This is a genomic window from Cryobacterium glucosi, from assembly GCF_004402235.1.
GTDB lineage: Bacteria > Actinomycetota > Actinomycetes > Actinomycetales > Microbacteriaceae > Cryobacterium > Cryobacterium glucosi.
Map to the genome: position 1 here is coordinate 284,930 of NZ_SOFS01000019.1, position 22,242 is coordinate 307,171.

Below are 22,242 nucleotides of genomic sequence, written 5' to 3' on the forward strand. Positions count from 1 at the left end.
GGGAGCTCAGTGCGGGATGGGGCTGATGCCCTGGCTGATCAGCACGATCCAGCCGGCGGCGATGACGAGGCCCGCGAGACCGGTGCCGAGGCCCCAGGCCCAGATCGCGACGGCCGCGCGTTCGGTGCGGCTCGCCCAGACGGCGAGCACGACGGCCGCGAGCGAGAGCGGCGCGGTCCAGACCACGAAGACGGCGCCGGCGAGGCCGACGGCGCCGAAGAAGAGGGAGGCGAGAGAGCGGGCGCGCCTGCGCGCAAGGGCGCGCAGCTCGGACTCGGTGTAGACGTACGGCACCCATTCGGTGGGAGCCGTGACGGTCGACGCGTAGTCGAGTTCGCCGGTGACCTCTTCCGGCGGGCGCGTCAGTTCGAAGCGGAGGTCGTCACCGGCGGTGGGACGTCGTGCATCCGTCACTGCGGCCTCCCGGTCCGTTCACTTCGCCCGGGGAACGGGCTCTCAGCGATATTAGTAGGTACTCGGCATGCTTGCGAAGACGATGATCCAGACGACGATGCTCAGCAGGGAAAGGGCGACGCCGACGATGCCCGTGATCAGGCCGGTGAGCCACAGGGCACGTGCGCGCGGTTCCTTCGTGCGACCGAGCGCCCCGAGCACGATGGCCGCGGCCGGCAGCAGCAGGGTGAGCACCCCGCCGACGAAGGGGATGAAGGCGATCGGGAGGCCCAGCAGTCCGACGACACCTGCGACAAGCGAGAGGATGCTGAGCAGCGGCTGGCGGGTCGAAGCCTGCGTCCCCGGGGCGGGCGGGTACGGATACCCGTAACCGGGCGGCGGCGACGGCGGTCCGGCGGAGGCAGGACCGCCGGGCGCTGGACCGGCGGTCGGAGGATCCGTGAACGGCGGACCGGCGAACCCATCGCCGCCGGATGCCACGGGCTGCGTTCCGGGGAGCCCTGCAGCGGCCACGGTGGACTCGCCGCGCGGAATCTGCGGGACCTCGGGAACCTCGGGCACGTGCGGCACGTCGGGCACCTGCGGAACCTCGGGAACCGGAGGGATTCCCGAGGCACCAGGGGCGTTCAGATCACTCATGAGCTGTTCCTTTCCACTTCATTGACGGGTCAACGGTGATGGCAGGTCAGTCGTGACGACAGGCCGGCAGGGACGATCCAGTGGGTCAGTAGCTGGAGTACCCGTTGGTCGAGGCCGTGCTGATCAGCACGATGAAGAGGATCGCGCCGATGATGCCGGCGACGATGCCCAGGTAGCCGAGAACGAGGCCGGCGATGGCGAGCCCGCGGCCCTTTTCTCCGGTCTTCTTGATCTGGCTGAGGGCGATGTGGCCGGTGATGATCGCGGCGAGAGAGACGAAGAACGCCGACACGAGCGACACGATCGCGAGGACGTTGTACTTGTCCTGGGCGAGGGGCTGGCCGTAGGCCTGCTGGCCGTACGCCTGCGGCTGGCCGTACTGCTGCTGCTGCTGGCCGTACTGCTGCTGACCGTACGTGTCCGGTGCGCCATACGCGGGGGCGGCAGGTGCCTGGTACGCCGGCGCGGCGGGTGCCTGGTATTCGGGCGCGGCGGGCGCCTGGTAGATCGGGGGCTGGTTCACCGGGGGCGGGGTTACCGGAGGCTGGTTCGGGTCGGTCATGACTAACGGCTCCTTTGGGCTTCGATCAGCTGGCGGTGCCATAGTTGCACCCTCATTGAACGGGTGTCAACGCCCATGACGCGCCATGTCTGTTGCGTCCAGCGTATCGCGGATGCATAGGAACCGGAGATGGGACGCGGTTTTTAGCCCTGGATGACGGAAGCAGGGAGCGTTGAATCCGCACCGAAGTCGAGGGTGGACGGCTCGTGACCCGCCATGATCAGCTGGGCGCCGAGCGCGGCGATCATGGCGCCGTTGTCGGTGCACAGCGAAAGCGGCGGGATGCGCAGGGCGATGCCTGCTGCATCCGTTCGCTCGACGGCGAGCTCGCGGAGCCGCGCGTTCGCGATCACCCCGCCGCCGAGGAGAAGTCGCGGCACACCGAGGTCGGTGCACGCGGCGACGGCCTTGGTGAGCAGGATGTCGATGACGGCCTCGCGGAAGCTCGCCGCGACGTCCGCGAGCGGCACGGTCTCCCCCGCGTCGCGGGTCTGCTCGACCCAGCGGGCGACCGAGGTCTTCAGCCCGGAGAAGGAGAAATCGTAGCGGTGGTGTTCCATGTCCTTGTGATGGCTGAGGCCGCGGGGGAAGCGGATGTACGCCGGATCGCCGCCGAGCGCGACGCGGTCGATCTGCGGGCCGCCGGGGTATGGCAGGCCGAGGATGCGGGCGACCTTGTCGAAGGCCTCCCCCGCCGCGTCGTCGATGGTCTCGCCGAGCAGTTCGACGTCGGAGACGAGGTCGCGCACGAGGAGGAGCGAGGTGTGCCCTCCGGAGACGAGGAGGGCGATCGTCGGGTATTCGAGGGGCTCCGTGCCCGGATCGGCGTCGGTCTGGAGTACGTCGGCACCGACGTGGCCGACGAGGTGGTTGACCGCGTAGATCGGCTTGCCGAGGGCGATCGCGAGTGCTTTCGCGGCGCCGACGCCGACCATGAGCGCGCCGGACAGGCCGGGGCCGTAGGTGACGGCGATCGCGTCGACGTCCTCGAGGCGGATGCCCGCGTCCTCGGTCGCCGCCCGGATCATCGGGACGAGCTCCTCGAGGTGGGCGCGCGCCGCGACCTCGGGTACGACGCCGCCGTACCGGGCGTGCTCATCCATCGATGAGGCGATCGTGTTGGAGAGCAGCCGGCTTCCGCGGACGATCCCGATGCCGGTTTCGTCACAGGAGGTTTCGATGCCGAGCACCAGGGGGTTGTCGCGGTTCATTCGGTCGCCTCCGCGGCATCCGTCGGGTCGGTCGGGGACTGCACCGGGTCGGGCGCGGCGAGCGCCGCCTCCGCGGGCGGCACTGCGAGTCGCATCACGAGCGCGTCGACGTTGTCCGGCTGGTAGTAGCCGCGGCGCACACCGATCTCCTCGAAGCCGAGCCGGAGGTAGACCCGCTGGGCGCCGGGGTTGTCGGCGCGGACCTCGAGGAACACCTCGCGGATGCCTCGCTTGCGGGCCTCGGTGACGAGGCTCTGCACGAGGGTGGCGCCGAGACCGTGCCGGCGGGCCGTCTCGGTGACGGCAATGGTCTGGATGTCGCCCTCGAGCGCCCCGCGCGGCGCGAGCAGCCCCGCGTATGCCTCGATGCGGTCGGGTTCGTCCGGCGGGACCGCGACGAGGTAGTAGCAGTCCGGGTCGGTCACGTCCCGGAGCATGCCCTCCGCGGACCAGGCGTCGTTCTCGAAGAGGCGGGTCTCGAGGGCCATGATGCCGTCGAGGTCGCCCGCGTGGGCGCGGCGCAGCTGCCAGGTCACTCAGCTCACCCGTTTCGGACCGTTGGAGAGGGTGACGTCGGGCGAGCGCAGGTAGAAGGCGGCGTCGGTCGCGAAGGCACGGTCGTTGGCCAGCAGCAGTTCAGCGACCCTGCCGAGGTCGGCGGCCGGAACGGTCACGGCGTCCGCGCGGACCAGGCCCGCGTAGACCCAGTCGGGCTCGAGCAGGACGGCCGGTTTCGCCACCCCTGGCGCGGCGAGGCGTACGGGCAGGCCGGCGGCATCCGCCCCGCTGTATGCCGACCAGTTCACCTCGCGCCGGCGGGCGTCGGTCACGACGACGAGGCCGCCGGTGTGGCCGGCCCGAAAGCGGCTCAGGGCGATGGCGTCGTGGCTGATCACGGGGAGGAAGGGCAGGCCGGCGCCGAGAGCGAAGACGCGGGCAGCGGCGATGCCGACGCGGAGACCGGTGAATGGGCCAGGGCCCATGCCGCCGACGACACCGGTGAGGTCGGCGACCCGCACGTTCGCCCGGTCGAGGCACTCTGCGATGAGTCTGCCGATCACCTCCGCGTGGCGCATGGTGTCTGCGGTGTCGATGTCCGCGAGCACGCCGCGGACCCCGTCGACGACCGCGACGCTGGTTCCGGCGGAGGTATCGATGGCGAGAAGCACCTGTTCAGCCTATTCCCCGGGCCATGCGCCCTCGAACGCGGCCCAGCGGGGGCCGAACCCGGTGATGGTGACGGTGCGCGGCTCGTCGAGGTCGACGTCGAGGTCCAGGCCGGGTGCGGCGGATGCCCGGGCGGAGCCGGCCGCGCCCGCCGGCCCGGTCTGCAATGCGCCCGTCGGCCGCTCGATCTCGATGTCGAGCCAGGATTCGGTGACGCCGTCGAGCAGGCCGCGACCCCATTCGACCACGACGACCGAGTGTTCGAAGTCGATGTCGAGGTCGTCGAGTTCCATCGCGCCCTGCAGCCGGTAGGCGTCGACGTGCACGAGCGGCGGGCCGCAGACGAGGCTCGGGTGTGTGCGGGCGAGCACGAAGGTCGGGCTCGTCACCGCGCCGCGTACCCCGAGTCCGACGCCGAGGCCGCGGGTGAAGGTGGTCTTGCCCGCGCCGAGCGGACCGGTCAGTACGAGCAGGTCGCCCGCGCGGAGCTCAGCGGCGACGCGGACGCCCCAGAAGTGCATCGCAGCGGCGTCGGGGATCACCCGGCGGTTCATCGCGCGGGCTCCCCGCTCTCGCTGAGGACAGCCCGGTAGCTGCGCGGAACGCGGTGCCCGATCCGGGTGACGATCTCGTAGTTGATCGTGCCGGCGGCATCCGCCCAGTCGGCAGCGCTCGGCACCGGCTCCGGCTCTCCCCCACGCACGTCGGGGTCGCCGAAGAGCACGACCTCGTCCCCGACGTCGACACCGTCCTGGCCGAGACTCACGACGAACTGGTCCATCGCGATGCGTCCGACGATCGGATAGCCGCGGCCGTTGATGTTCACCCGCGCAGAGCCGGACGCCGCGCGGGGCACACCGTCCGCGTAACCGAGCGGGACGAGGGCCAGATTGCCGTCCTCTGGGGCACGCCACAGGTAGTCGTAGGACACGCCCGCTCCCGCAGGCACCCGGCGCACGGCGGCGACGCTCGCGCGGAGGGTCATCGCCGGCGAAAGGCCGAGCTCCCGCGGGCTCGCGTCGTCGAAGGGGGACAACCCGTAGAGGCCGATGCCGATCCGCACCATGGAGAACCGGGCGGCGGGCAGGCGCAGGGCGGCCGCTGTCGACGCGAGGTGCGCGAGCTCCGGGGTCAGCCCTGCCGCTGCGGCGAGGTCGAGGCCGGAGCTGAAGCGGGCGACGGCCTCGTCGTCCGCGGCCGGGGAGGCGTTGGAGAGATGGCTGAAGATGCCGCGGACGTGCACGAGGCCGTCCCGTTCGAAGCCGGAGCCGAGCGCGAAGACCTCGGCCCAGTCCGGCCCGTTCAGGCCATTGCGGCTGAGGCCGGTGTCGAGCTTCAGGTGGACATTGGCGACGCGGCCGAGCCGGCCGGCGGCATCCGCTATGGTCCGCAGCTGGCAGGCGGACGAGACACCCAGGTCGATGTCCCTGGCGATCGCGGCCTCGAAATCCGTGTCGGGCCCGTGCAGCCAGGCGAGGAGCGGGGCCTCGATGCCGGCGTCCCTGAGCGCGTGCGCTTCGGTGAGATCGGCGACGCCGAGCCAGTCGGCCCCCGCGGCGAGGGCGGTGCGGGCGACGGGGACCGCGCCGTGGCCATACGCATTGGCCTTGACGACGGCCATGAAATGCGGGGTGCCGATCGTGGCGCGCAGGTGGGCGACGTTCGCGGCGATCGCACCGAGGTCGATGACGGCCTCGCGGAACTCGCTCACGATGCACCCTCGAGCACGACGAAGGCGCAGGCGACGCCCGCATCGTGGGTCATCGTGAGGTGCACGGAGTCGACGCCGCGCGCACGCAGCACCTCGGCCATGACCCCGCTCAGCCGGAATCCGGGGTTACCGTGCGCGTCGCTCACGACTTCCATCTCCTGCCAGCTCGTGCCCGCGCTGTCGCCGAGCGCCTTGATCAGTGCTTCCTTGGCCGCGAACCGCGCCGCGAGGGAGTGGGTGGGCAGGCCGCGTTCTGCGGCCGCGAACAGCCGGGGAACGAGTCCGGGCGTGCGCAGAACCTGCCGGTCGAACCGGTCGAGGTCGACGATGTCGACGCCGATGCCACGAATCACGCCCGCGACCGCCTGCCCGTCCCCACTCCGTCCGCGCTTATTCGACCGTGACCGACTTCGCGAGGTTGCGGGGCTGGTCGACGTCGAGGCCCTTGACCGTTGCCAGCTCCATCGCGAAGATCTGCATCGGCACGACCGCGAGGAACGGCTCGAACAGCGGCGAGGCGAGCGGGATCCGCAGTACGGTGTCCGCGAACGGCAGAACGGCCACGTCGCCCTCTTCGGCGATCGCGATGATGCGAGCGCCGCGGGCGCGGATCTCCTGGATGTTCGAGACGACCTTGGGGTGCAGGTGCGCGGAACCGCGCGGGCTCGGCACGACGACGAAGACGGGCTGGCCGGGCTCGATCAGCGCGATCGGACCGTGCTTGAGCTCGCCGGCAGCGAAACCCTCTGCGTGGATATACGCGAGTTCCTTGAGCTTGAGCGCACCCTCGAGGGCGATCGGGAAACCGACGTGGCGGCCGAGGAACAGCACGGCACGGGTGTCCGACATCCAGGCGGCGAGTTCGTGCACGGCGCTCTCCTGGAGCAGGGTGGTCGCGATCTTTGCGGGAATGGCCTGCAGCTCGACGATCTGGGCCGCGGCATCCGCTTCGGTCATGCTGCCGCGCACGCGGGCGAGGTGCAGGGCGAAGAGGTAGAGGGCGGCGATCTGGGCGGTGAAGCCCTTCGTCGAGGCCACGGCGACCTCTGGGCCGGCGTGCGTGTAGATCACGGCGTCGGACTCGCGGGGGATGGTCGCACCCTGGGTGTTGCAGATCGAGATGGCCTTGGCGCCGGACTCCCTGGCGAACTTGACCGCCATCAGGGTGTCCATGGTCTCGCCGGACTGGCTGATGGAGATGATCAGGGTCTCCGGGTTCAGCACCGGGTCGCGGTAGCGGAACTCGTGGCTGAGCTCGACGTCGACGGGCACGCGGGTCCACTTCTCGATCGCGTACTTGGCGACGTAGCCGGCGTTCGCCGCGGTACCGCAGGCGACGATGACGATCCGGCGGATGCCGGCGAGCACGTCGTCGCCGAAGGCCTCGAGCTCGGGCACGACGGCCTGGCCCTCGTGGATGCGGCCGAGGAGCGTGTTGGCGATGGCGTCCGGCTGCTCGGAGACCTCCTTGGCCATGAAGCTGGACCAACCGCCCTTTTCGGCGGCGGAGGCGTCCCAGGCGATGTCGAATTCCTCGAACTCGACGGCGTTGCCGTCGAAGTCCGTGATGGTGACGACCTCAGGGGTGATCGTGACGATCTGATCCTGGCCGACGGCGACGGCCCGGCGGGTGAACTCGACGAACGCTGCGACGTCGGAGCCGAGGAAGTTCTCCCCGTCGCCGAGACCGATCACGAGCGGAGAGTTGCGACGGGCGCCGACGACGACACCGGGCTGGTCCTGGTGCACCGCGAGGAGGGTGAATGCGCCGTCCAGGCGGCCGACGACGCTCAGGAACGCGGCGCTCAGGTCGCCGAGGCGCTGGTATTCGCGGCCGAGCAGCACTGCGGCGACCTCGGTGTCGGTCTCGCTCTCGAAGGTGAAGCCCTCGGAGAGGAGCTCCTCCTTGAGAACGGAGAAGTTTTCGATAATGCCGTTATGGATAAGGGCGAGCTTGCCGTTGTCACCAAGGTGCGGATGCGCATTCGCGTCGGTCGGTCCGCCATGGGTGGCCCAGCGGGTGTGGCCGATGCCGGTACGGCCGTTGTTCATCGGGTTGCCTTCGAGGTCCCCGGCCAGAATGGCGAGCTTACCGGCCCGTTTCCTGGTGTTCAGCACGCCGTCATCGTCGATGACCGCGATCCCCGCCGAGTCATACCCCCGGTATTCCAGTCTCCGCAACCCCCTCATCAGGACCTCGACGCTTTTATCTTCCCCGACATAACCCACGATTCCGCACATAGCCCCGATTTTAGTCCGACTAAGCTGTGTGGAATGTCCGATCCAGCCGCGAGCCTCTGGAACAACGGCCACACCACACCGTTCGTCGAGCTGGATCGAGCGGACTGGGCGGCCCTTGCACCCACCACCCAGCTCCCCCTCCGTGAGACCGAGATCGTGCAGTTGCGCGGCCTCGGCGAGCCGCTCGACCTCGGCGAGGTGACCGATGTCTACCTGCCCGTCAGCCGCCTGCTCAACCTCTATGCCGCTGGAGCAAGCCAGTTGCACCGGGCGACGAGCGACTTCCTCGGCGAACGTGCCCGGCGCACCCCGTTCGTGATCGGCGTCGCCGGGTCCGTCGCCGTCGGCAAGTCGACGATCGCCCGGCTCCTGCGCGAACTGCTGGCCCGCTGGGAGGACACTCCCCGGGTCGAACTCGTGACGACCGACGGGTTCCTCTTCCCGAACGCCGAACTGGCCCGGCGGGGACTGATGGCTCGCAAGGGATTTCCAGAGTCGTACGACCGGCGATCCCTGCTCCGATTCGTGTCCGCCGTTAAGGGCGGCGCCGCCGAGGTGCGGGCTCCGTTCTATTCGCACCTGAACTACGACATCGTTCCCGACGCGCAGATCGTGGTGCGCCAGCCGGACGTCCTCATCGTCGAAGGCCTCAACGTGCTCGCGCCGCCGACAACGGGGCACGGGCTCACGGTCAGCGACCTCTTCGACTTCACCGTGTACGTGGATGCCCGCACCCAGGACATCGCCCGCTGGTACGTCGACCGGTTCCTGCGCCTGCAGCGTGGCGCGTTCAGCAACCCGAAGTCGTACTTCCACCGGTACGCGACGATGACCGAGGACGAGGCCCGCCGGGAGGCCCGCCGTATCTGGGACGAGATCAACGAGCCCAACCTGGTGCAGAACATCCTGCCGACGCGCTCCCGGGCGACCCTTGTGCTCCGCAAGGACGAGAACCACGCCGTGTCGAAGGTGCTGCTCCGCAAGCTCTGAGCGGTGCGGCATCCGCCCGCAGCCCTGACCGATTCGACGGGGTTTTTGGCTTTCCGACACGTGGGAGACCGGGTAGACCGGTTCAGAACCGAAAATCTCCGTCGAATTGGTTCACTCCGCGGCGTAGAGTCGACTCACCAATCGTTCTGGCCGACCCGCCTGGAGGCGCGATCGTGAGAGCCGCCTACACCGCGCTGGTGCTGTACCTGGCCGGTCCGCTGCTCGCGCTCATCCTCGTGCCGACCGAACCGGGGATGATGTTCTTCGCCGGCGTCGCCGTACTCGGCCTGGCGCTCGTGATCGGGGTCCAGTGTCGACTCACGGCCGCCGACGCCCTCGAGATCACAGTCGGCCGCCGCTCCCACCGACACCGCGAGGTGCTCAGCGAACTCGCCGCACCGAGTCATCCCAACACCGCCGGGCGTCCACGCCCGCGCGCACCGGCCCGGCCGCTCGCGGTCGCCTAGTCCTCAGCCGGCAACTCCAACGCAGGGCGAGGCAGCGCGACCGCAGACGCGCCCCTCTTCCTCCGACCGTTGGGATATTCTCCGTGGACCTCTATTCCGTTGCGCCCGTCGCAGCCCTGCTCCAAGCCGCCTCGGCGGCCGTCACCACCTTCTCCTCCGCGCTCGCACCCATCTCCGGTGCGAGCAGCACCGCACTCGTCATCGTCCTGGTCACGCTCCTGTTGCGGGCAGGTCTCGTACCGATCGGCCGCGCCCAGGTGCGCGCCGAGTTCGTCCGCAGGCGCCTCGCCCCGAAACTCCGGGAGCTGCAGCGCCGGTACCGGGCCGACCCCGAGCTACTGAACCGCAGGACAGCCGAGCTCTACGCGGCCGAGAAGGCGTCGCCCCTGGCCGGATGCCTGCCGACGCTCCTGCAGGCGCCGATCGTGTCGACCGTGTACGCGCTCTTCGTCCTCGCCAGCATCAACGGACACCCGAATCCGCTCCTCGCTCAGGAGCTCGGCGGCGTCCCGCTCGGCACGTCGTTCCTTGCGCTTCTGGGCACCACCCCGGTCTTCTGGCCCGGACTCATGCTGTTCGGAGCGCTCCTCGCCGTCATCGCCCTGACCGCGGGGCTCTCTCGACGACTGGCTGCGCGATACTTCTCTCCGGTCGTGCCGACAGCCCGGCCCGCTGCAGCACGGCTCGCCGCAACCCTCAGCTGGCTCCCGTTCCTGACGCTTGTGTTCGCGAGCGTGGTCCCGCTGGCCGCGACGCTCTACCTCACGGTGAGCACAGCCTGGACGCTCGTCGAACGCGGCCTTCTCCACCGCTCGTTCGCTCCGACCGGGCCCGGGTCCTAGAGGGAGTCGAGGGCGAGGCGCAGGCGCACGACGTCGGCGAGGGAGTGCGCAAGCCGGTCGGCGGTGGCCTGGTCGGCCGCCTCGACCATGACGCGCACCATCGGCTCGGTGCCGGACGGACGCAGCAGCACCCGGCCGGTGTCTCCGAGTTCGGCTTCGGCCTCGCGCACGGCGGCGGCGATGACCTCGTCGGATTTCAGCGCGTGGTGATCGACGCCGCGCACGTTCACGAGGATCTGCGGGAACACGGTCATCACGGCGGCGAGCTCGTGGAGCGGCTTGCCGGTGCGGGCCATCTCGGCGACGAGGTGGAGTCCGGTGAGGATACCGTCACCGGTGGTCGCGAAGTCCGTCATGATGACATGTCCGGACTGTTCCCCGCCGAGGGACAGGCCGTTCGCGTTGAGCTCTTCGAGCACGTAGCGGTCGCCGACCTTGGTCTCGATCATGCGGATGTCGTTGGCCGCCATGGCCCTCCGGAGGCCGAGGTTGCTCATCACAGTGGCAACGAGCGTGCGGTCCTTGAGGACGCCGCGCTCGGCCATCGAGACGGCGAGGATCGCCATGATCTGGTCGCCGTCCACGATGTTGCCGTGCCGGTCGACGGCGAGGCAGCGGTCGGCGTCGCCGTCGTGGGCGATGCCCACGTCGGCACCGTGCTCGAGGACGGCCTTCGCGAGGTTGTCGAGGTGGGTCGAGCCGACCCCGTCGTTGATATTGAGCCCGTTCGGGTTGGCGCCGATGACGGTCAGCTGCGCGCCGGCATCCGTGAAGACCTGTGGGGACACGCCCGCGGCCGCGCCATTGGCGCAGTCCAGGACGACGTGGATACCGTCGAGGCGGTGCGGGAGGGTGCCGAGGAGGTGCACGACATAGCGGTCTTCTGCGTCCGCGAAGCGTGAGATCCGGCCGACATCGCCGGCGATCGGCGTGAGCTTGTCGTGGTCGAGGTGGGCCTCGATACGATCCTCGACGTCGTCGGGAAGTTTGGTGCCACCGAAGGCAAAGATCTTGATGCCGTTGTCGGGGGCGGGGTTGTGCGAGGCGGAAATCATCACGCCGAAGTCCGCACCGATGTCCGCGATCAGGAATGCCGCGGCCGGCGTGGGGATGACGCCGGCGTCAAGGACGTCGACACCGGAACTGGCGAGGCCCGCGGCTACTGCCGAGGCGAGGAATTCGCCGGAAATGCGCGGGTCACGCGCGAGGACGGCCACCGGACGGCGACCTTCGGCTCGACGCGATTCAGCGCGGCGACCCTGGGTGAGAACTGCGGCACTCGCCTGGGCGAGGCCCAGGGCCAGGCCAGCCGTGAGATCACGGTTGGCCAGGCCCCGAACACCGTCGGTGCCGAAAAGTCGAGGCATGTCGGCGCCGACTATCGATCTAGCGCTTCGAGAACTGAGGCGCCTTACGGGCCTTCTTGAGTCCGGCCTTCTTGCGCTCCTTGACGCGAGCGTCACGGTTGAGGAAGCCGGCCTTCTTGAGGATGGCGCGGTTGTTCTCTTCGTCGATCTGGTTGAGCGAACGCGCGATGCCGAGACGCAGGGCGCCGGCCTGGCCGGAGGGGCCACCGCCGGTGATGCGTGCGATGACGTCGTAGCTGCCGATCAGGTCGAGGACCTTGAACGGGTCGTTGATGAGCTGCTGGTGAAGCTTGTTCGGGAAGTAGTCCCCGAATTCGCGACCGTTCACCGTGATGGTGCCCGAGCCGGGAACGATGCGCACGCGGGCGATGGCCTGCTTGCGACGGCCAACGGCTGCGCCGGGAACGTTGAGGACGGCGCGGGGCGCCTTGGTTACGATTTCGGCCGGGGTCTCGGTGGAATAGCTCTCCGGAGCCTGGTCAATCTGATCTGCGATCTTCGCCACGATGGTGTGAATCCTTTTTTCTTAGAGTCGAGAAGTCTGGTGGCCGGCGCTACTGAGCGACCTGGGAGAGGGTGTACGGCTTGGGCTGCTGCGCAGCGTGCGGGTGCTCCGGGCCTGCGTAGACCTTGAGCTTCGCGAGCTGGGCGCGACCGAGCGAGTTCTTCGGCAGCATGCCGCGAATCGCCTTCTCAACCGCACGCGTCGGGTGCTTCTCGAGCATCTCCGAGTAGTTCTGGGCGGAAATGCCGCCCGGGTAACCGGAGTGGCGGTATGCGATCTTCAGTTCGAGCTTCTTGCCGGTGAGGGCGATCTTCTCGGCATTGACGATGATGACGAAGTCTCCCATGTCCATGTGGGGAGAGAACGTTGCCTTGTGCTTCCCCCGGAGGAGAACGGCGGCGTGGCTGGCAAGACGACCGAGCACGATGTCTGTGGCGTCGATGACGACCCAGTCGTGCTGGACTTCGCTTGCTTTGGGAGTATAAGTGCGCGTCACTGTTGTGCTGCTTTCTTGTTCGAACGGAGGTGTTCGTGAATCCCGCTCCGGGTGTGTTCCCCGACGGGGAACACGATCGATGGAGGGCTCACGTTCGTGTGCCTGGCTGCAACGCACAGACACCAAGGGTCAATGCTAGTCCGCCGGGAGCGTTGGCGCAATTCGCCTGCGCGATTCGGCGGCGCGCTGCGCTACTCTTCGTCCTCGTCGAGGGCGCGCCGGGCACGGGTCTCGAGGGCGCGGGCCGCGAGCCGGTCGTCGGCGGGATAGTCGACCGCGAGCAGGGTGAGGCCCTGCGGCGGCATGACCTTGAACTCGCTCGTGCGGGCCCGGTTGATCCGCAGCGTCGCGAGCCGCTCCCCTGCGAGCCGTCCCTCTCCGACCGCGACGCAGGCCCCGACGAGTGCCCGCACCATGCTGTGGCAGAAGGCGTCCGCCTGCACCGTCGCGACGAGCACGCCGTCCGGGTCCCGCCGCCAGCTGAACTCCTGCAGGGTGCGAATCGTCGTGGCGCCCGGCCGGGGTTTGCAATAGGTCGCGAAGTCATGCAGCCCGAGCAGGGACGCCGCGGCCACCTGCATCGGTTCCAGGTCGAGCGCGAAGCCGTGCCAGGTCGTGCGCAGCCGGTCCTGCGGGTTGTGCCCGAGCACCGAGTCGGCGATCCGGTACTCGTAGCGGCGCCAGTTCGCCGAGAACCGAGCGTCGAATCCGGGGGGTGCGACGGCGGATGCCTTGATCACGATCTCTGGCTGGGTCACCAGGATCCCTCCGAGCCTCCGCTGCACCATCACCGCGAGCGTCGCAGGGGTTCGGCCCCTTCCCCGTCGGAGCAGGCCCCCGACCTGGTCGGGGGTGAGGTCGAAGTGCGCGACCTGACCGAGGGCGTGCACCCCCGCATCCGTTCGCCCGGCGACGATGAGGGACGGATACGGCGGGTAGCTCTGCAGGATCGTGGCGAGTCCTGCCTCGATCTGGCCCTGCACGGTGCGGAGCTCCGGTTGAATCGCCCATCCCGAAAAATCGGTGCCGTCGTAGGCGATGTCCAGCCTGATCCGGGTGTTCTCCGGGAGCGGGGAGACAACAGGGGCGGCAGGAAGATTCACGGAGGTAAGTGTAAGTGCCGGGCCGGGTATCGTAGAACCCGGATCGGCTCCGCTCACCGCTATGAAACTCAGTTACCGCACTCCCGCATCCCTGCGCCCGGACTCTGAGACTCGGGATTCGCGCCGTTTCTCCGGCCTCGACGGCCTGCGCGGCATCGCCGTGAGCGTTGTGCTCGTGTTCCATTTCTTCCCACAGGTGCTGCCCGGCGGCTTCGTCGGCGTCGACGTGTTCTTCGTGATCAGCGGGTTCCTGATCACCGGTCTCCTCGTGGACGAATACGCCCGGTCCCGCCGGATCTCGTTGCGCCGGTTCTGGAGCCGCCGGGTGCGCCGGCTCGTGCCGCCGCTCGTTCCCCTCGTGCTGCTCTGCTGCACCGTGGCGTGGATGCTCGGGGGCGACGTGCTCGTCGGCCTCGGCTGGCAAGTCCTCGGCGCGGTCACGTTCGGCTACAACTGGGTGTCGATCGCAGGCTCCGCGAGCTACTTCTCGGCGACGAGTCCTGAGCTGTTCCGGAACCTCTGGTCCCTGGCCGTCGAGGAGCAGTTCTATCTGGTCTGGCCGTTTGCGCTGCTCGCGGTGCTGCTCATCCGGAGCGCCCGGATTCGCCTGGCGGTCGTGTGCACCTTCGGCCTCCTCTCCCTGCTCTGGATGGGGTTCCTGTTCCACCCGGGCTCCGATCCGACCCGGGTCTACTACGGCTCGGACACGCACAGCTTCGGGCTCTTCGCCGGCGCGGCCCTCGCGCTGCTGCTGCGGCACCCGAACGGCCTGGGCGCACCGACCCGCAACGCCAACGCCGGTGCCGCCCGCACCGGCCCAGCGGGCTTCACCCGGTTCGCCTCCCGGCTCGCCTCCCCCGCCCGGCTGCGCCCCTGGCTCGGCCTCGCCGCATTACTCGGCATCGGTGCGGCTGCGGCGTGGTTGCCCGCCGCGGGCCCGTTGGCGTACCGGGGCGGACTCGCCGCTATCAGCCTGCTGTCCTGCGTCGTGATCTGGGCCGCCGTGCGCGGCGCCCGCTTCGGCCGCTGGCTCGACACCCCGGTGCTCCGGTGGATCGGCGAACGGTCCTACGGCATCTACCTCTGGCACTGGCCCCTCTTCGTGCTCGCCGGCGTCGCCTGGCCGGCCGCCGGCGTCGAGGTGCACCTGCTCGTCGCCGCCGTCGCCGTGCTTGTGGCCGCAGCCTCGTACCGGTGGCTCGAGCAGCCGGTGCGGCGCAGGGGGCTGCGCGGCGGCATCCGCTCCCTGTCGGGTTTCGCGACCGAGTCGTGGTCCCGGCTCGCGGTTGTCGGCGTCGCAGCGATGGTCGGCCTGATCCTCGTCGGCGGCACGACGGCCGCTGTCGTCGTCGCACCCGCCGAGACGAGTGCGCAGGCACGGATCACGAGCGGCCGGCACATGCTCGAAGCCGCCCAGGCCGACCGGAAGCGCGAGGACGCCGAGCGGAAGAGCGACCCGACCGCGGCGCCCGCGCCGGTCGCACCGGGCGACCTGATCTCGGCCGTCGGCGATTCCGTGATGCTCGCCTCGGCACCCGAGCTCGAAGACCGGTTCCCGGGCATCCTGATCGACGCCGCCGTGTCCCGGGGCATGCGCGCGGCTCCGGACATCCTTGCCGCCCAGGCCGCCGCCGGGACGCTGCGTCCGGTCGTCGTCGTCGGGCTCGGCACGAACGGGCCGATCACCACGGATGAGCTGCTCGCGATCGAGGCTGCGATCGGCCCCGACCGGAAGCTCGTGCTCGTGACCGCCTTCGCCGACCGGGACTGGACGGCCGGCGTGAACGAGGCGCTCGTCGGCTTCGCCGCCCACCACCGACTCGTGGGCATCGCCGGCTGGCACGACGCGATCGCGCCGCACACCGACGTCCTGGCCGGGGACAACATCCACCCGGGTCCCACGGGAGGGCGGATCTACGCCGACTGCATCGCGTCCGCGCTGGACTGGCTCGCCCCCCAGCATCCGTTGCACGGCCGGGACCCCTACCGGCTCGGCCAGGACCCCGTCGTCCTCCGCCCAGTGTCCTAGGAGATCAAAAAAGAAGGGCCCGACCGAAGTCGGGCCCTTCCAGGTGAAGCGGGTGAAGCGTGGGTTACTTGGCTTCCTCGACGGGAGCCTCGGCAACGACCTCGTCCTCGGCCGGGGCGTCGACGACGGCCTCGGTCTCGGCGGGGGCCTCGACGACGACCGGCGCGACGGCAGCAGCTGCAGCGGCGGACGTCTTCGCGGACTTGACCTTCGGGGTGACGGGCTCGAGGACGAGCTCCATCTGGACCATCGAAGCGTTGTCGCCCTTACGGAAGCCGAGCTTCGTGATGCGGGTGTAGCCGCCCTCGCGCAAGGCGACCTGGGGTGCGATCTCAGTGAAAAGCTCGTGCACGACGGTCTTGTCGCCGATGGTGGCCAGAACGCGACGACGGGCGTGCAGGTCGCCCTTCTTCGCGAACGTGATCAGTCGCTCGGCGACCGGACGAAGGCGCTTGGCCCGCGTTTCGGTCGTCTTGATCGACTTGTGGGTGAACAGCGAGGCGGCAAGGTTGGCGAGCATGAGGCGCTCGTGTGCCGGGCCGCCACCGAGGCGGGCTCCCTTAGTGGGCGTGGGCATTAGTAATCTCCAGTATCAAAAGTCAAAAGTCAGTCGGGAGACTGCTTTTAGATGGTTTCTTCGTCGTAGCCGCTGTAGAAGTGGGCGCCGTCGAATCCGGGCACCGAGTCCTTCAGTGACAGGCCAAGCTCGACGAGCTTGTCCTTGACCTCATCCACCGACTTCTGTCCGAAGTTGCGGATGTTCATCAGCTGGGTCTCCGAGAGGGCGACCAGTTCGCTGACGTTGTTGATGCCTTCACGCTTGAGGCAGTTGTACGAACGAACCGACAGATCGAGGTCTTCGATCGGGATCGACAGTTCGGTCGACAACACGGCGTCGACCGGCGCGGGGCCGATTTCGATGCCCTCTGCCGCGGTGTTCAGTTCGCGGGCCAGACCGAACAGCTCGGTCAGGGTGCGACCGGCGGATGCGATGGCGTCGCGAGGCGAGATCGCCGACTTGGTCTCCACGTCGACGACGAGGCGGTCGAAGTCGGTACGTTCACCGGCACGGGTCGCCTCGACGCGGTAGGTCACCTTGAGCACGGGCGAGTAGATCGAGTCGACCGGAATCTGGCCGGCCTCGGAGTACTCGTTGCGGTTCTGGGTGGCCGACACGTAGCCGCGGCCACGCTCGATGGTCAGTTCGAGTTCGAACTTCGCCTTGTCGTTCAGGGTGGCGATGACCAGTTCGGGGTTGTGCACCTCGACGCCGGCCGGAGCCGAAATGTCGGCGGCGGTGACCTGGCCGGCACCCTGCTTGCGCAGGTACGCGGTGATCGGCTCGTCGTGCTCGCTCGAGATGACGAGTCCCTTGATGTTCAGGATGATCTCGGTGACGTCTTCCTTGACACCGGGAACCGTGCTGAACTCGTGCAGCACGCCGTCGATACGGATGCTGGTGACAGCGGCTCCGGGGATCGAGGAGAGCAGGGTGCGGCGCATGGAGTTGCCGAGGGTGTAACCGAAGCCAGGCTCGAGCGGCTCAATGATGAACCGGGACCGGAACTCCGAGATGTTCTCCTCGGTGAGCGTGGGGCGCTGTGCGATAAGCACTATTGATTCCTTTCGGCAAAGTGTCCGCTATATGACACTTGCGAGGCGAGGTGTTGAGTGTGAAAGAAAAAAGAATCGCGCGGGGCCTGGACCGCTCCGTGAGGAGCAGTCCAGGCCCGGCGATCCGCGGCGACCGGGGTCGTCACGAGGACGAACCCGGCCAGTGCGGGTGCTTTAGACGCGGCGACGCTTCGGCGGACGGCAACCGTTGTGAGCCTGGGGCGTCACGTCGTTGATCGAGCCAACCTCGAGGCCGGCGGCCTGAAGGGAGCGGATCGCGGTTTCGCGGCCTGAGCCGGGTCCCTTGACGAACACGTCAACCTTCTTCATACCGTGCTCCTGCGCCTGGCGGGCGGCCGACTCGGCTGCCAGCTGTGCGGCGAACGGGGTCGACTTACGCGAACCCTTGAAGCCAACTCCACCTGAGGACGCCCAGCTGATGACCGCACCGGTGGTGTCGGTGATCGAGACGATGGTGTTGTTGAACGTGCTCTTGATGTGGGCCTGGCCCACGGCGACGTTCTTCTTTTCTTTCTTGCGCGGCTTCCGAACGGCCGACTTGGGTGCTGCCATGAATTTCTCCTGAATCCTAAAGGCGAGACGGGCCAGGCCGAGGCCTAGCGCGCCTTCTTCTTGCCGGCTACGGTGCGCTTCGGGCCCTTGCGGGTGCGAGCGTTGGTCTTGGTGCGCTGGCCGCGGACGGGCAGGCCCTTGCGGTGGCGGATTCCCTCGTAGCTGCCGATCTCGACCTTGCGGCGGATGTCGGCGGCAACCTCACGGCGGAGGTCACCCTCAACCTTGAAGGTTCCTTCGATGTAGTCACGGAGGGCGACGAGCTGCTCGTCGGTCAGGTCCTTGACTCGGATGTTTCCATCGATTTCAGTGTCGGCGAGGGTCTTGAGTGCCCTCGTGCGGCCAACACCAAAGATGTAAGTCAGTGCAACTTCCACGCGCTTATCGCGGGGAATATCAACGCCGGCTAGACGTGCCATTATGGCTTCTCCTGTATATGAGTGGAGGTCTGTAGCAGTGCCCGTTCATCGGCCTCCAACCGATGGTGTCCCCCCTCGCGGGGTTCCTGGCACTGCTATTTTCTGTATTCAGTTGAATCGTTCACCAGGGTGAGCCTGTCGGGTGACAGACTCCCACCGGCTAACCCTGACGCTGCTTGTGACGCGGGTTCTCGCAGATGACCATCACGTTGCCGTTGCGGCGGATGACCTTGCACTTGTCACAGATCTTTTTGACGCTGGGCTTGACCTTCATGGTGTGTCCTTGTATTCGCTGTCTTCGTACCCGCGGAATGCCGCGGGCCGTTACTTACAGCAACTTCTTACTTGTAGCGGTAGACGATCCGGCCGCGAGTCAGATCGTAAGGGCTCAGCTCCACGATCACGCGGTCCTCAGGAAGGATGCGGATGTAGTGCTGACGCATCTTGCCCGAAATGTGGGCAAGAACTTTGTGGCCGTTCGTCAACTCAACGCGAAACATCGCATTGGGAAGAGCTTCGACTACTGCGCCCTCGATTTCGATGACACCGTCTTTTTTGGCCATAACTCACTATCACTAGGTATTGATTGCTGGTCGTGCGGGGATATGGTGCTCTAGACACGCCGCAGGCGACGGCATCAGACACCAAGGATTTACTCTATGGTATGAAGTTGCCTTTTGGCAATTCTTCCCTATAATCCCTTGGCAATTGCTGCTGCCGCCGCCCGTTTCAGTGCGGAATCGTGCTGTTGTGTCGCTTCAGTGCCGATTGTGCTTTTTTGAGCCTGACGGGCCTAGAGCGTGCGCTGCACGCCTTCGACGACGGTGACGACGTCCGAGAAGAGCGGATGCGTCGCGTCGAGCCCGCAGACATCCGTCACGAAGCCCGCGGCCGTGAGGCTGCGGAGCTTGGCATGGAGTTCGACGCTCTGCTCGTCGTCCGCCACGTCGAAGCGGAGGGCTGCGCCGACCGCCTCGAGCAGTGCCGTCGGGCGGGTGCCGCGTTCGGCGATCTCCGCGGCGGGGCCGATGAAGCGTTCGTGCCTGCTGAGCTTGCGGAGCGGCTGGCGTCCGACGCGCTGCACGGTGTCGGGAAGGGCCGGGTTCTTGAACCGAACCAGGATCTTCTCGCGATAGGCGCGCTGGGCGGCTTCGTCGAGCCCGTGCTTGGCCACCAGGAGGGCGCTGGTCTCCTCCAGGACGCGCCGGGCGCCGTCAAGCACCTCGGGTACCAGGAGGGCGTCCGAGATCTTCGTGACGCCGGCAACGGAGCCGAGGTAGGCGACCGTTGCGTGGCCGGTGTTGACCGTGAACAGCTTGCGCTCGATGTAGGGCGCGAGGTTGTCGACGAAGGTCGCACCGGGGATCACGGGCACGGCGCCGTTGAAGGCGCCGCGCTCGATGACCCACTCGTAGAAGGCCTCGACGGTGACGTCGATGCCACTGCCGTCCGCCTGCCCGGGAACGATCCGGTCGACGGCTGTATTGGCGAAGGCGACGCGGGCGTTGACGGCCGCGTGATCTCCCTCTGCCACGTGGAGCCAGACCTGTTCCGCGAGCACGTCGGTCGCGTTGATCGCGTTCTCGCACGCCATCACGGCGAGCGGGGGCAGCGACGCGTCGCGGGCCTCGAGTCCGGCGGCGATGACCGGGGCCACGAAGCGCAGCACGGTCGGGCCGACGGCGGTCGTGACGATGTCGGCCGTCGCGATCTCCTGGATCAGGGCGGCCTCGTCGGTCGCGCTGTTGATGGCGCGGAAGTTGTCGACCACGCGAGTGGTCGACTCCTCCCCCGCCTCATGCACCGAGTAGGTCGTCGCGGCCTTGAGGGCGTCGATCAGGGAAGCATTCACATCGGCGAAGACCACCTCGTATCCGGCGTCGTGAAGCAGGAGGCCGACGAATCCGCGACCGATATTGCCTGCACCGAAGTGAATTGCTTTCATTCTGCGTTGACCTCCTCGAGGAGAGCGTAAATCTCTCCTGCATTTCCTGCATCGATCAGTTTCTGTACTTCGTCCTCGTCCGAGAAGACGATGGCGATCTTCGAGAGGATCGCGAGGTGCTCGTTGTTGAGCCCCGCGATCCCGACTGCGAACCGGACCGGGTTGCCGTCCCAGTCGATGGGCGTGTCATAGCGGACGAGGGAGAGCGCCGAATGAAGGATCGACTCCTTCGCCTCGTTCGTGCCGTGCGGGATGGCGAGGAAGTTGCCCATGTAGGTCGACACACTCGCCTCCCTGTCGAACATCGAATCGACGTACGCCTGGGTCACTGCACCCGCGGCGACCAGCAGTGCGCCGGCCTCCTTGATGGCGTCGTTCTTCGTGGTGGCCGTTCCCGCGGCCACCACGTTGCCGGGCTCGAGGATCTGATCGGTCACAGTGTGGCCTCTGAGTCCGCCTTGCTCTGGAGCAATTCGACGACCTCGTCGTACTTCGGGCTGTTCATGAAGTTCGACACCGAAACGTGCACGGATGCCGGTGACTTCTGCTGGGCCCTCGCGGTGAGGTCCTGGTGGGTGATGACCAGGTCGGCGGTGCCGTCGAGGTTCGCGATGGCCTGGTTGGTCACCGTGATTCCTTCGATACCGGCCTTCTTGATCTTGTTCCGCAGGACGGAGGCGCCCATGGCGCTTGACCCCATGCCTGCGTCGCACGCGAAGACGATGTTCTTCAGCTGGTGGCCTGCGGCGGCCGCGGTGGCGGCATCCGTGGTGCCCGCAGCGGCGAGGTTGCCGAGGACGCTCGAGGACTTGCCCTTGAGGGCTTCGGTCTTCGCGACGGCCTCGGTGAGGTCGTTGTCGAGTCCGGCGGCGATGTCGCGCTTGCGGCTCGCACGGAGGATGACGGACGCGATCAGGAACGACACGGCCGCGGAGCCGATGACCGAGAGGACGACGCCGACGTAGCTGTCCGGTGCGGTCTGGAGAAGCACGGCGAAGATGCTGCCGGGCGAGGCCGGGGCGCGGAGACCGGTGTGGAACGCGACGTTGATCGCGACGCCGGTCATGCCGCCGCCGATGGTGGCGAGGATGAGGATCGGCTTCATCAGGACGTAGGGGAAGTAGATCTCGTGGATTCCACCGAGGAACTGGATGATGATCGCGCCGGGTGCACTGGCCTTGGCCAGTCCGACCCCGAAGAAGGAGAACGCGAGGAGCAGGCCGAGGCCGGGGCCGGGGTTCGCCTCGATCAGGAAGAGCAGCGACTTGCCGGATTCAGCAACCTGCTGCACGCCGATCGGGGTGAACACGCCGTGGTTGATGGCGTTGTTCAGGAACAGCACCTTGCCGGGCTCGACGAGGATGCTCGCGAGCGGCAGCAGGTTGTTGGAGACGAGCCAGTTGACTCCGCCCTCCAGCATGGTGCTGAAGCCGGTCACGACCGGAGCGATTCCGAAGAACGCGCCCAGGGCGAGGATGGCGCCGAGGATACCCGAGGAGAAGTTGTCCACGAGCATCTCGAAACCGGGGCGGATCTTGCCCGCCCACAGGCTGTCGAGCTTCTTGAGGAGCCAGGCGGAGAGCGGGCCGACGATCATCGCACCGATGAACATCGGGATCGCGCTGCCGACGATGACGCCCATCGTGGCGATCGAGGCGATGACGCCACCGCGGACGCCGTAGACCATCCGGCCACCGGTGTTGGCGATCAGGAGCGGGAGCAGGTACAAGATCATCGGGTCGACCATCTTGGCGACGGTCTCGTTCGGGGTCCAGCCGGTCGGGATGAAGAACGCGGTGATGAGGCCCCACGCGATAAACGCCGCGATATTGGGCATGATCATGCCGCTGAGGAAGGTGCCGAAGCGCTGCACGTGGACGCGCGCTCCGCCTCCGCTCTTCGTGTCAGTTGACGTCGTCGTCATTTCTCTGCCTTTCGTTGTGTGTT

General features: G+C 67.8%; 27 protein-coding genes. 4 read left to right on the plus strand and 23 right to left on the minus strand.

Annotated features, from left to right (window positions below):
* Nucleotides 1-6: 6 nt before the first annotated feature.
* The 10 genes from E3O46_RS09900 to glmS all read right to left on the minus strand — a co-directional run bounded on the left by E3O46_RS09900 (nt 7) and on the right by glmS (nt 7,945).
* Nucleotides 7-414: a hypothetical protein gene (locus tag E3O46_RS09900; RefSeq protein WP_134449929.1), complete on the minus strand. Its 408-nt coding sequence runs from the start codon at nt 412-414 to the stop codon at nt 7-9.
* Between the two features lie 51 nt (nt 415-465).
* Nucleotides 466-1,053: a hypothetical protein gene (locus E3O46_RS09905; RefSeq protein ID WP_166791055.1), complete on the minus strand. Its 588-nt coding sequence runs from the start codon at nt 1,051-1,053 to the stop codon at nt 466-468.
* An 85-nt stretch (nt 1,054-1,138) separates the two neighbouring features.
* Nucleotides 1,139-1,615: a DUF4190 domain-containing protein gene (locus E3O46_RS09910; RefSeq protein WP_166791056.1), complete on the minus strand. Its 477-nt coding sequence runs from the start codon at nt 1,613-1,615 to the stop codon at nt 1,139-1,141.
* 143 nt (nt 1,616-1,758) lie between these two features.
* On the minus strand, nt 1,759-2,826 hold the full coding sequence (gene tsaD, locus E3O46_RS09915; protein ID WP_134449926.1) for a tRNA (adenosine(37)-N6)-threonylcarbamoyltransferase complex transferase subunit TsaD: 1,068 nt from the start codon (nt 2,824-2,826) through the stop codon (nt 1,759-1,761).
* A complete protein-coding gene (gene rimI, locus E3O46_RS09920) occupies nt 2,823-3,362 on the minus strand; it encodes a ribosomal protein S18-alanine N-acetyltransferase (protein ID WP_166791057.1) in 540 nt (179 codons plus the stop codon). Before rimI ends, tsaD begins: the two co-directional genes overlap by 4 nt.
* The gene (gene tsaB / locus E3O46_RS09925; protein ID WP_134561632.1) at nt 3,363-3,995 is read right to left on the minus strand and encodes a tRNA (adenosine(37)-N6)-threonylcarbamoyltransferase complex dimerization subunit type 1 TsaB; all 633 of its coding nucleotides are present in this window, start codon (nt 3,993-3,995) and stop codon (nt 3,363-3,365) included.
* 9 nt (nt 3,996-4,004) lie between these two features.
* A complete protein-coding gene (gene tsaE, locus E3O46_RS09930) occupies nt 4,005-4,547 on the minus strand; it encodes a tRNA (adenosine(37)-N6)-threonylcarbamoyltransferase complex ATPase subunit type 1 TsaE (protein ID WP_134561633.1) in 543 nt (180 codons plus the stop codon).
* Complete coding sequence (gene alr / locus E3O46_RS09935) at nt 4,544-5,707, minus strand: alanine racemase (protein ID WP_134449923.1); 1,164 nt, start codon at nt 5,705-5,707, stop codon at nt 4,544-4,546. The genes tsaE and alr overlap by 4 nt, the downstream gene beginning before the upstream one ends.
* Complete coding sequence (locus tag E3O46_RS09940) at nt 5,701-6,057, minus strand: holo-ACP synthase (RefSeq protein WP_134449922.1); 357 nt, start codon at nt 6,055-6,057, stop codon at nt 5,701-5,703. Before E3O46_RS09940 ends, alr begins: the two co-directional genes overlap by 7 nt.
* 37 nt (nt 6,058-6,094) lie before the next feature.
* A complete protein-coding gene (gene glmS / locus E3O46_RS09945) occupies nt 6,095-7,945 on the minus strand; it encodes a glutamine--fructose-6-phosphate transaminase (isomerizing) (protein ID WP_134449921.1) in 1,851 nt (616 codons plus the stop codon).
* 33 nt (nt 7,946-7,978) lie between these two features.
* Here glmS and coaA point away from each other — a divergent pair, with 33 nt between their 5' ends.
* From coaA to E3O46_RS09960, 3 genes are all read left to right on the plus strand, one after another.
* Nucleotides 7,979-8,935 carry a type I pantothenate kinase gene (gene coaA, locus E3O46_RS09950; RefSeq protein WP_134449920.1) on the plus strand — a complete coding sequence of 319 codons (957 nt, stop codon included), beginning with the start codon at nt 7,979-7,981 and terminating at the stop codon, nt 8,933-8,935.
* Between the two features lie 173 nt (nt 8,936-9,108).
* Nucleotides 9,109-9,402 carry a DUF6412 domain-containing protein gene (locus E3O46_RS09955; protein WP_134449919.1) on the plus strand — a complete coding sequence of 98 codons (294 nt, stop codon included), beginning with the start codon at nt 9,109-9,111 and terminating at the stop codon, nt 9,400-9,402.
* An 83-nt stretch (nt 9,403-9,485) separates the two neighbouring features.
* Nucleotides 9,486-10,244, plus strand: coding sequence for a YidC/Oxa1 family membrane protein insertase (locus E3O46_RS09960; protein WP_134561634.1), 759 nt, complete (start codon nt 9,486-9,488; stop codon nt 10,242-10,244).
* Here E3O46_RS09960 and glmM read toward each other — a convergent pair.
* The 4 genes from glmM to truA all read right to left on the minus strand — a co-directional run bounded on the left by glmM (nt 10,241) and on the right by truA (nt 13,715).
* On the minus strand, nt 10,241-11,611 hold the full coding sequence (glmM, locus tag E3O46_RS09965; RefSeq protein WP_134449917.1) for a phosphoglucosamine mutase: 1,371 nt from the start codon (nt 11,609-11,611) through the stop codon (nt 10,241-10,243). The two genes, E3O46_RS09960 and glmM, sit on opposite strands and share 4 nt — an antisense overlap.
* A 19-nt stretch (nt 11,612-11,630) precedes the next feature.
* Nucleotides 11,631-12,116 carry a 30S ribosomal protein S9 gene (gene rpsI / locus E3O46_RS09970; RefSeq protein WP_134449916.1) on the minus strand — a complete coding sequence of 162 codons (486 nt, stop codon included), beginning with the start codon at nt 12,114-12,116 and terminating at the stop codon, nt 11,631-11,633.
* 49 nt (nt 12,117-12,165) lie between these two features.
* Nucleotides 12,166-12,612, minus strand: coding sequence for a 50S ribosomal protein L13 (gene rplM / locus E3O46_RS09975; protein ID WP_134449915.1), 447 nt, complete (start codon nt 12,610-12,612; stop codon nt 12,166-12,168).
* 191 nt (nt 12,613-12,803) lie between these two features.
* A complete protein-coding gene (gene truA, locus E3O46_RS09980; RefSeq protein ID WP_134557997.1) occupies nt 12,804-13,715 on the minus strand; it encodes a tRNA pseudouridine(38-40) synthase TruA in 912 nt (303 codons plus the stop codon).
* 61 nt (nt 13,716-13,776) lie between these two features.
* On the opposite strand from truA, the gene E3O46_RS09985 reads away from it, so the two are divergent.
* Nucleotides 13,777-15,744, plus strand: coding sequence for an acyltransferase family protein (locus E3O46_RS09985; protein WP_134561635.1), 1,968 nt, complete (start codon nt 13,777-13,779; stop codon nt 15,742-15,744).
* Between the two features lie 64 nt (nt 15,745-15,808).
* Here E3O46_RS09985 and rplQ read toward each other — a convergent pair whose 3' ends face one another.
* The 9 genes from rplQ to E3O46_RS10030 all read right to left on the minus strand — a co-directional run bounded on the left by rplQ (nt 15,809) and on the right by E3O46_RS10030 (nt 22,219).
* Nucleotides 15,809-16,321, minus strand: a complete 513-nt coding sequence (rplQ, locus tag E3O46_RS09990; protein WP_134557999.1) for a 50S ribosomal protein L17 — start codon at nt 16,319-16,321, stop codon at nt 15,809-15,811.
* 47 nt (nt 16,322-16,368) lie between these two features.
* Nucleotides 16,369-17,358 carry a DNA-directed RNA polymerase subunit alpha gene (locus E3O46_RS09995; RefSeq protein WP_134449911.1) on the minus strand — a complete coding sequence of 330 codons (990 nt, stop codon included), beginning with the start codon at nt 17,356-17,358 and terminating at the stop codon, nt 16,369-16,371.
* A 174-nt stretch (nt 17,359-17,532) separates the two neighbouring features.
* Nucleotides 17,533-17,931 (minus strand): 30S ribosomal protein S11, encoded by a 399-nt coding sequence (gene rpsK / locus E3O46_RS10000; RefSeq protein ID WP_022883249.1) that lies wholly within the window; start codon nt 17,929-17,931, stop codon nt 17,533-17,535.
* Between the two features lie 44 nt (nt 17,932-17,975).
* Complete coding sequence (gene rpsM, locus E3O46_RS10005) at nt 17,976-18,350, minus strand: 30S ribosomal protein S13 (RefSeq protein WP_134449910.1); 375 nt, start codon at nt 18,348-18,350, stop codon at nt 17,976-17,978.
* 160 nt (nt 18,351-18,510) lie between these two features.
* Nucleotides 18,511-18,624: a 50S ribosomal protein L36 gene (gene rpmJ, locus E3O46_RS10010; RefSeq protein ID WP_035834639.1), complete on the minus strand. Its 114-nt coding sequence runs from the start codon at nt 18,622-18,624 to the stop codon at nt 18,511-18,513.
* 67 nt (nt 18,625-18,691) lie between these two features.
* On the minus strand, nt 18,692-18,913 hold the full coding sequence (gene infA / locus E3O46_RS10015; protein WP_022883252.1) for a translation initiation factor IF-1: 222 nt from the start codon (nt 18,911-18,913) through the stop codon (nt 18,692-18,694).
* Nucleotides 18,914-19,143: 230 nt separating this feature from the next.
* The gene (locus E3O46_RS10020) at nt 19,144-20,295 is read right to left on the minus strand and encodes a mannitol-1-phosphate 5-dehydrogenase (RefSeq protein ID WP_134561636.1); all 1,152 of its coding nucleotides are present in this window, start codon (nt 20,293-20,295) and stop codon (nt 19,144-19,146) included.
* Nucleotides 20,292-20,732 carry a PTS mannitol transporter subunit IIA gene (locus E3O46_RS10025; protein WP_134449908.1) on the minus strand — a complete coding sequence of 147 codons (441 nt, stop codon included), beginning with the start codon at nt 20,730-20,732 and terminating at the stop codon, nt 20,292-20,294. The genes E3O46_RS10020 and E3O46_RS10025 overlap by 4 nt, the downstream gene beginning before the upstream one ends.
* Nucleotides 20,729-22,219, minus strand: a complete 1,491-nt coding sequence (locus E3O46_RS10030) for a PTS mannitol transporter subunit IIBC (protein ID WP_134449907.1) — start codon at nt 22,217-22,219, stop codon at nt 20,729-20,731. Before E3O46_RS10030 ends, E3O46_RS10025 begins: the two co-directional genes overlap by 4 nt.
* Nucleotides 22,220-22,242 lie beyond the last annotated feature (23 nt).

What these genes read in the sequence shown, in the direction of transcription:
- E3O46_RS09905 (WP_166791055.1), bottom strand. Translation starts at nt 1,053, where the DNA reads ATGAGTGATCTGAACGCCCCTGGTGCCTCGGGAATCCCTCCGGTTCCC.
- E3O46_RS09910 (WP_166791056.1), bottom strand. Translation starts at nt 1,615, where the DNA reads ATGACCGACCCGAACCAGCCTCCGGTAACCCCGCCCCCGGTGAACCAG.
- tsaD (WP_134449926.1), bottom strand. Translation starts at nt 2,826, where the DNA reads ATGAACCGCGACAACCCCCTGGTGCTCGGCATCGAAACCTCCTGTGAC.
- tsaE (WP_134561633.1), bottom strand. Translation starts at nt 4,547, where the DNA reads ATGAACCGCCGGGTGATCCCCGACGCCGCTGCGATGCACTTCTGGGGC.
- glmS (WP_134449921.1), bottom strand. Translation starts at nt 7,945, where the DNA reads ATGTGCGGAATCGTGGGTTATGTCGGGGAAGATAAAAGCGTCGAGGTC.
- coaA (WP_134449920.1), top strand. Translation starts at nt 7,979, where the DNA reads ATGTCCGATCCAGCCGCGAGCCTCTGGAACAACGGCCACACCACACCG.
- glmM (WP_134449917.1), bottom strand. Translation starts at nt 11,611, where the DNA reads ATGCCTCGACTTTTCGGCACCGACGGTGTTCGGGGCCTGGCCAACCGT.
- E3O46_RS09985 (WP_134561635.1), top strand. Translation starts at nt 13,777, where the DNA reads ATGAAACTCAGTTACCGCACTCCCGCATCCCTGCGCCCGGACTCTGAG.
- rplQ (WP_134557999.1), bottom strand. Translation starts at nt 16,321, where the DNA reads ATGCCCACGCCCACTAAGGGAGCCCGCCTCGGTGGCGGCCCGGCACAC.
- rpsK (WP_022883249.1), bottom strand. Translation starts at nt 17,931, where the DNA reads ATGGCAGCACCCAAGTCGGCCGTTCGGAAGCCGCGCAAGAAAGAAAAG.
- rpsM (WP_134449910.1), bottom strand. Translation starts at nt 18,350, where the DNA reads ATGGCACGTCTAGCCGGCGTTGATATTCCCCGCGATAAGCGCGTGGAA.
- rpmJ (WP_035834639.1), bottom strand. Translation starts at nt 18,624, where the DNA reads ATGAAGGTCAAGCCCAGCGTCAAAAAGATCTGTGACAAGTGCAAGGTC.
- infA (WP_022883252.1), bottom strand. Translation starts at nt 18,913, where the DNA reads ATGGCCAAAAAAGACGGTGTCATCGAAATCGAGGGCGCAGTAGTCGAA.
- E3O46_RS10020 (WP_134561636.1), bottom strand. Translation starts at nt 20,295, where the DNA reads ATGAAAGCAATTCACTTCGGTGCAGGCAATATCGGTCGCGGATTCGTC.
- E3O46_RS10030 (WP_134449907.1), bottom strand. Translation starts at nt 22,219, where the DNA reads ATGACGACGACGTCAACTGACACGAAGAGCGGAGGCGGAGCGCGCGTC.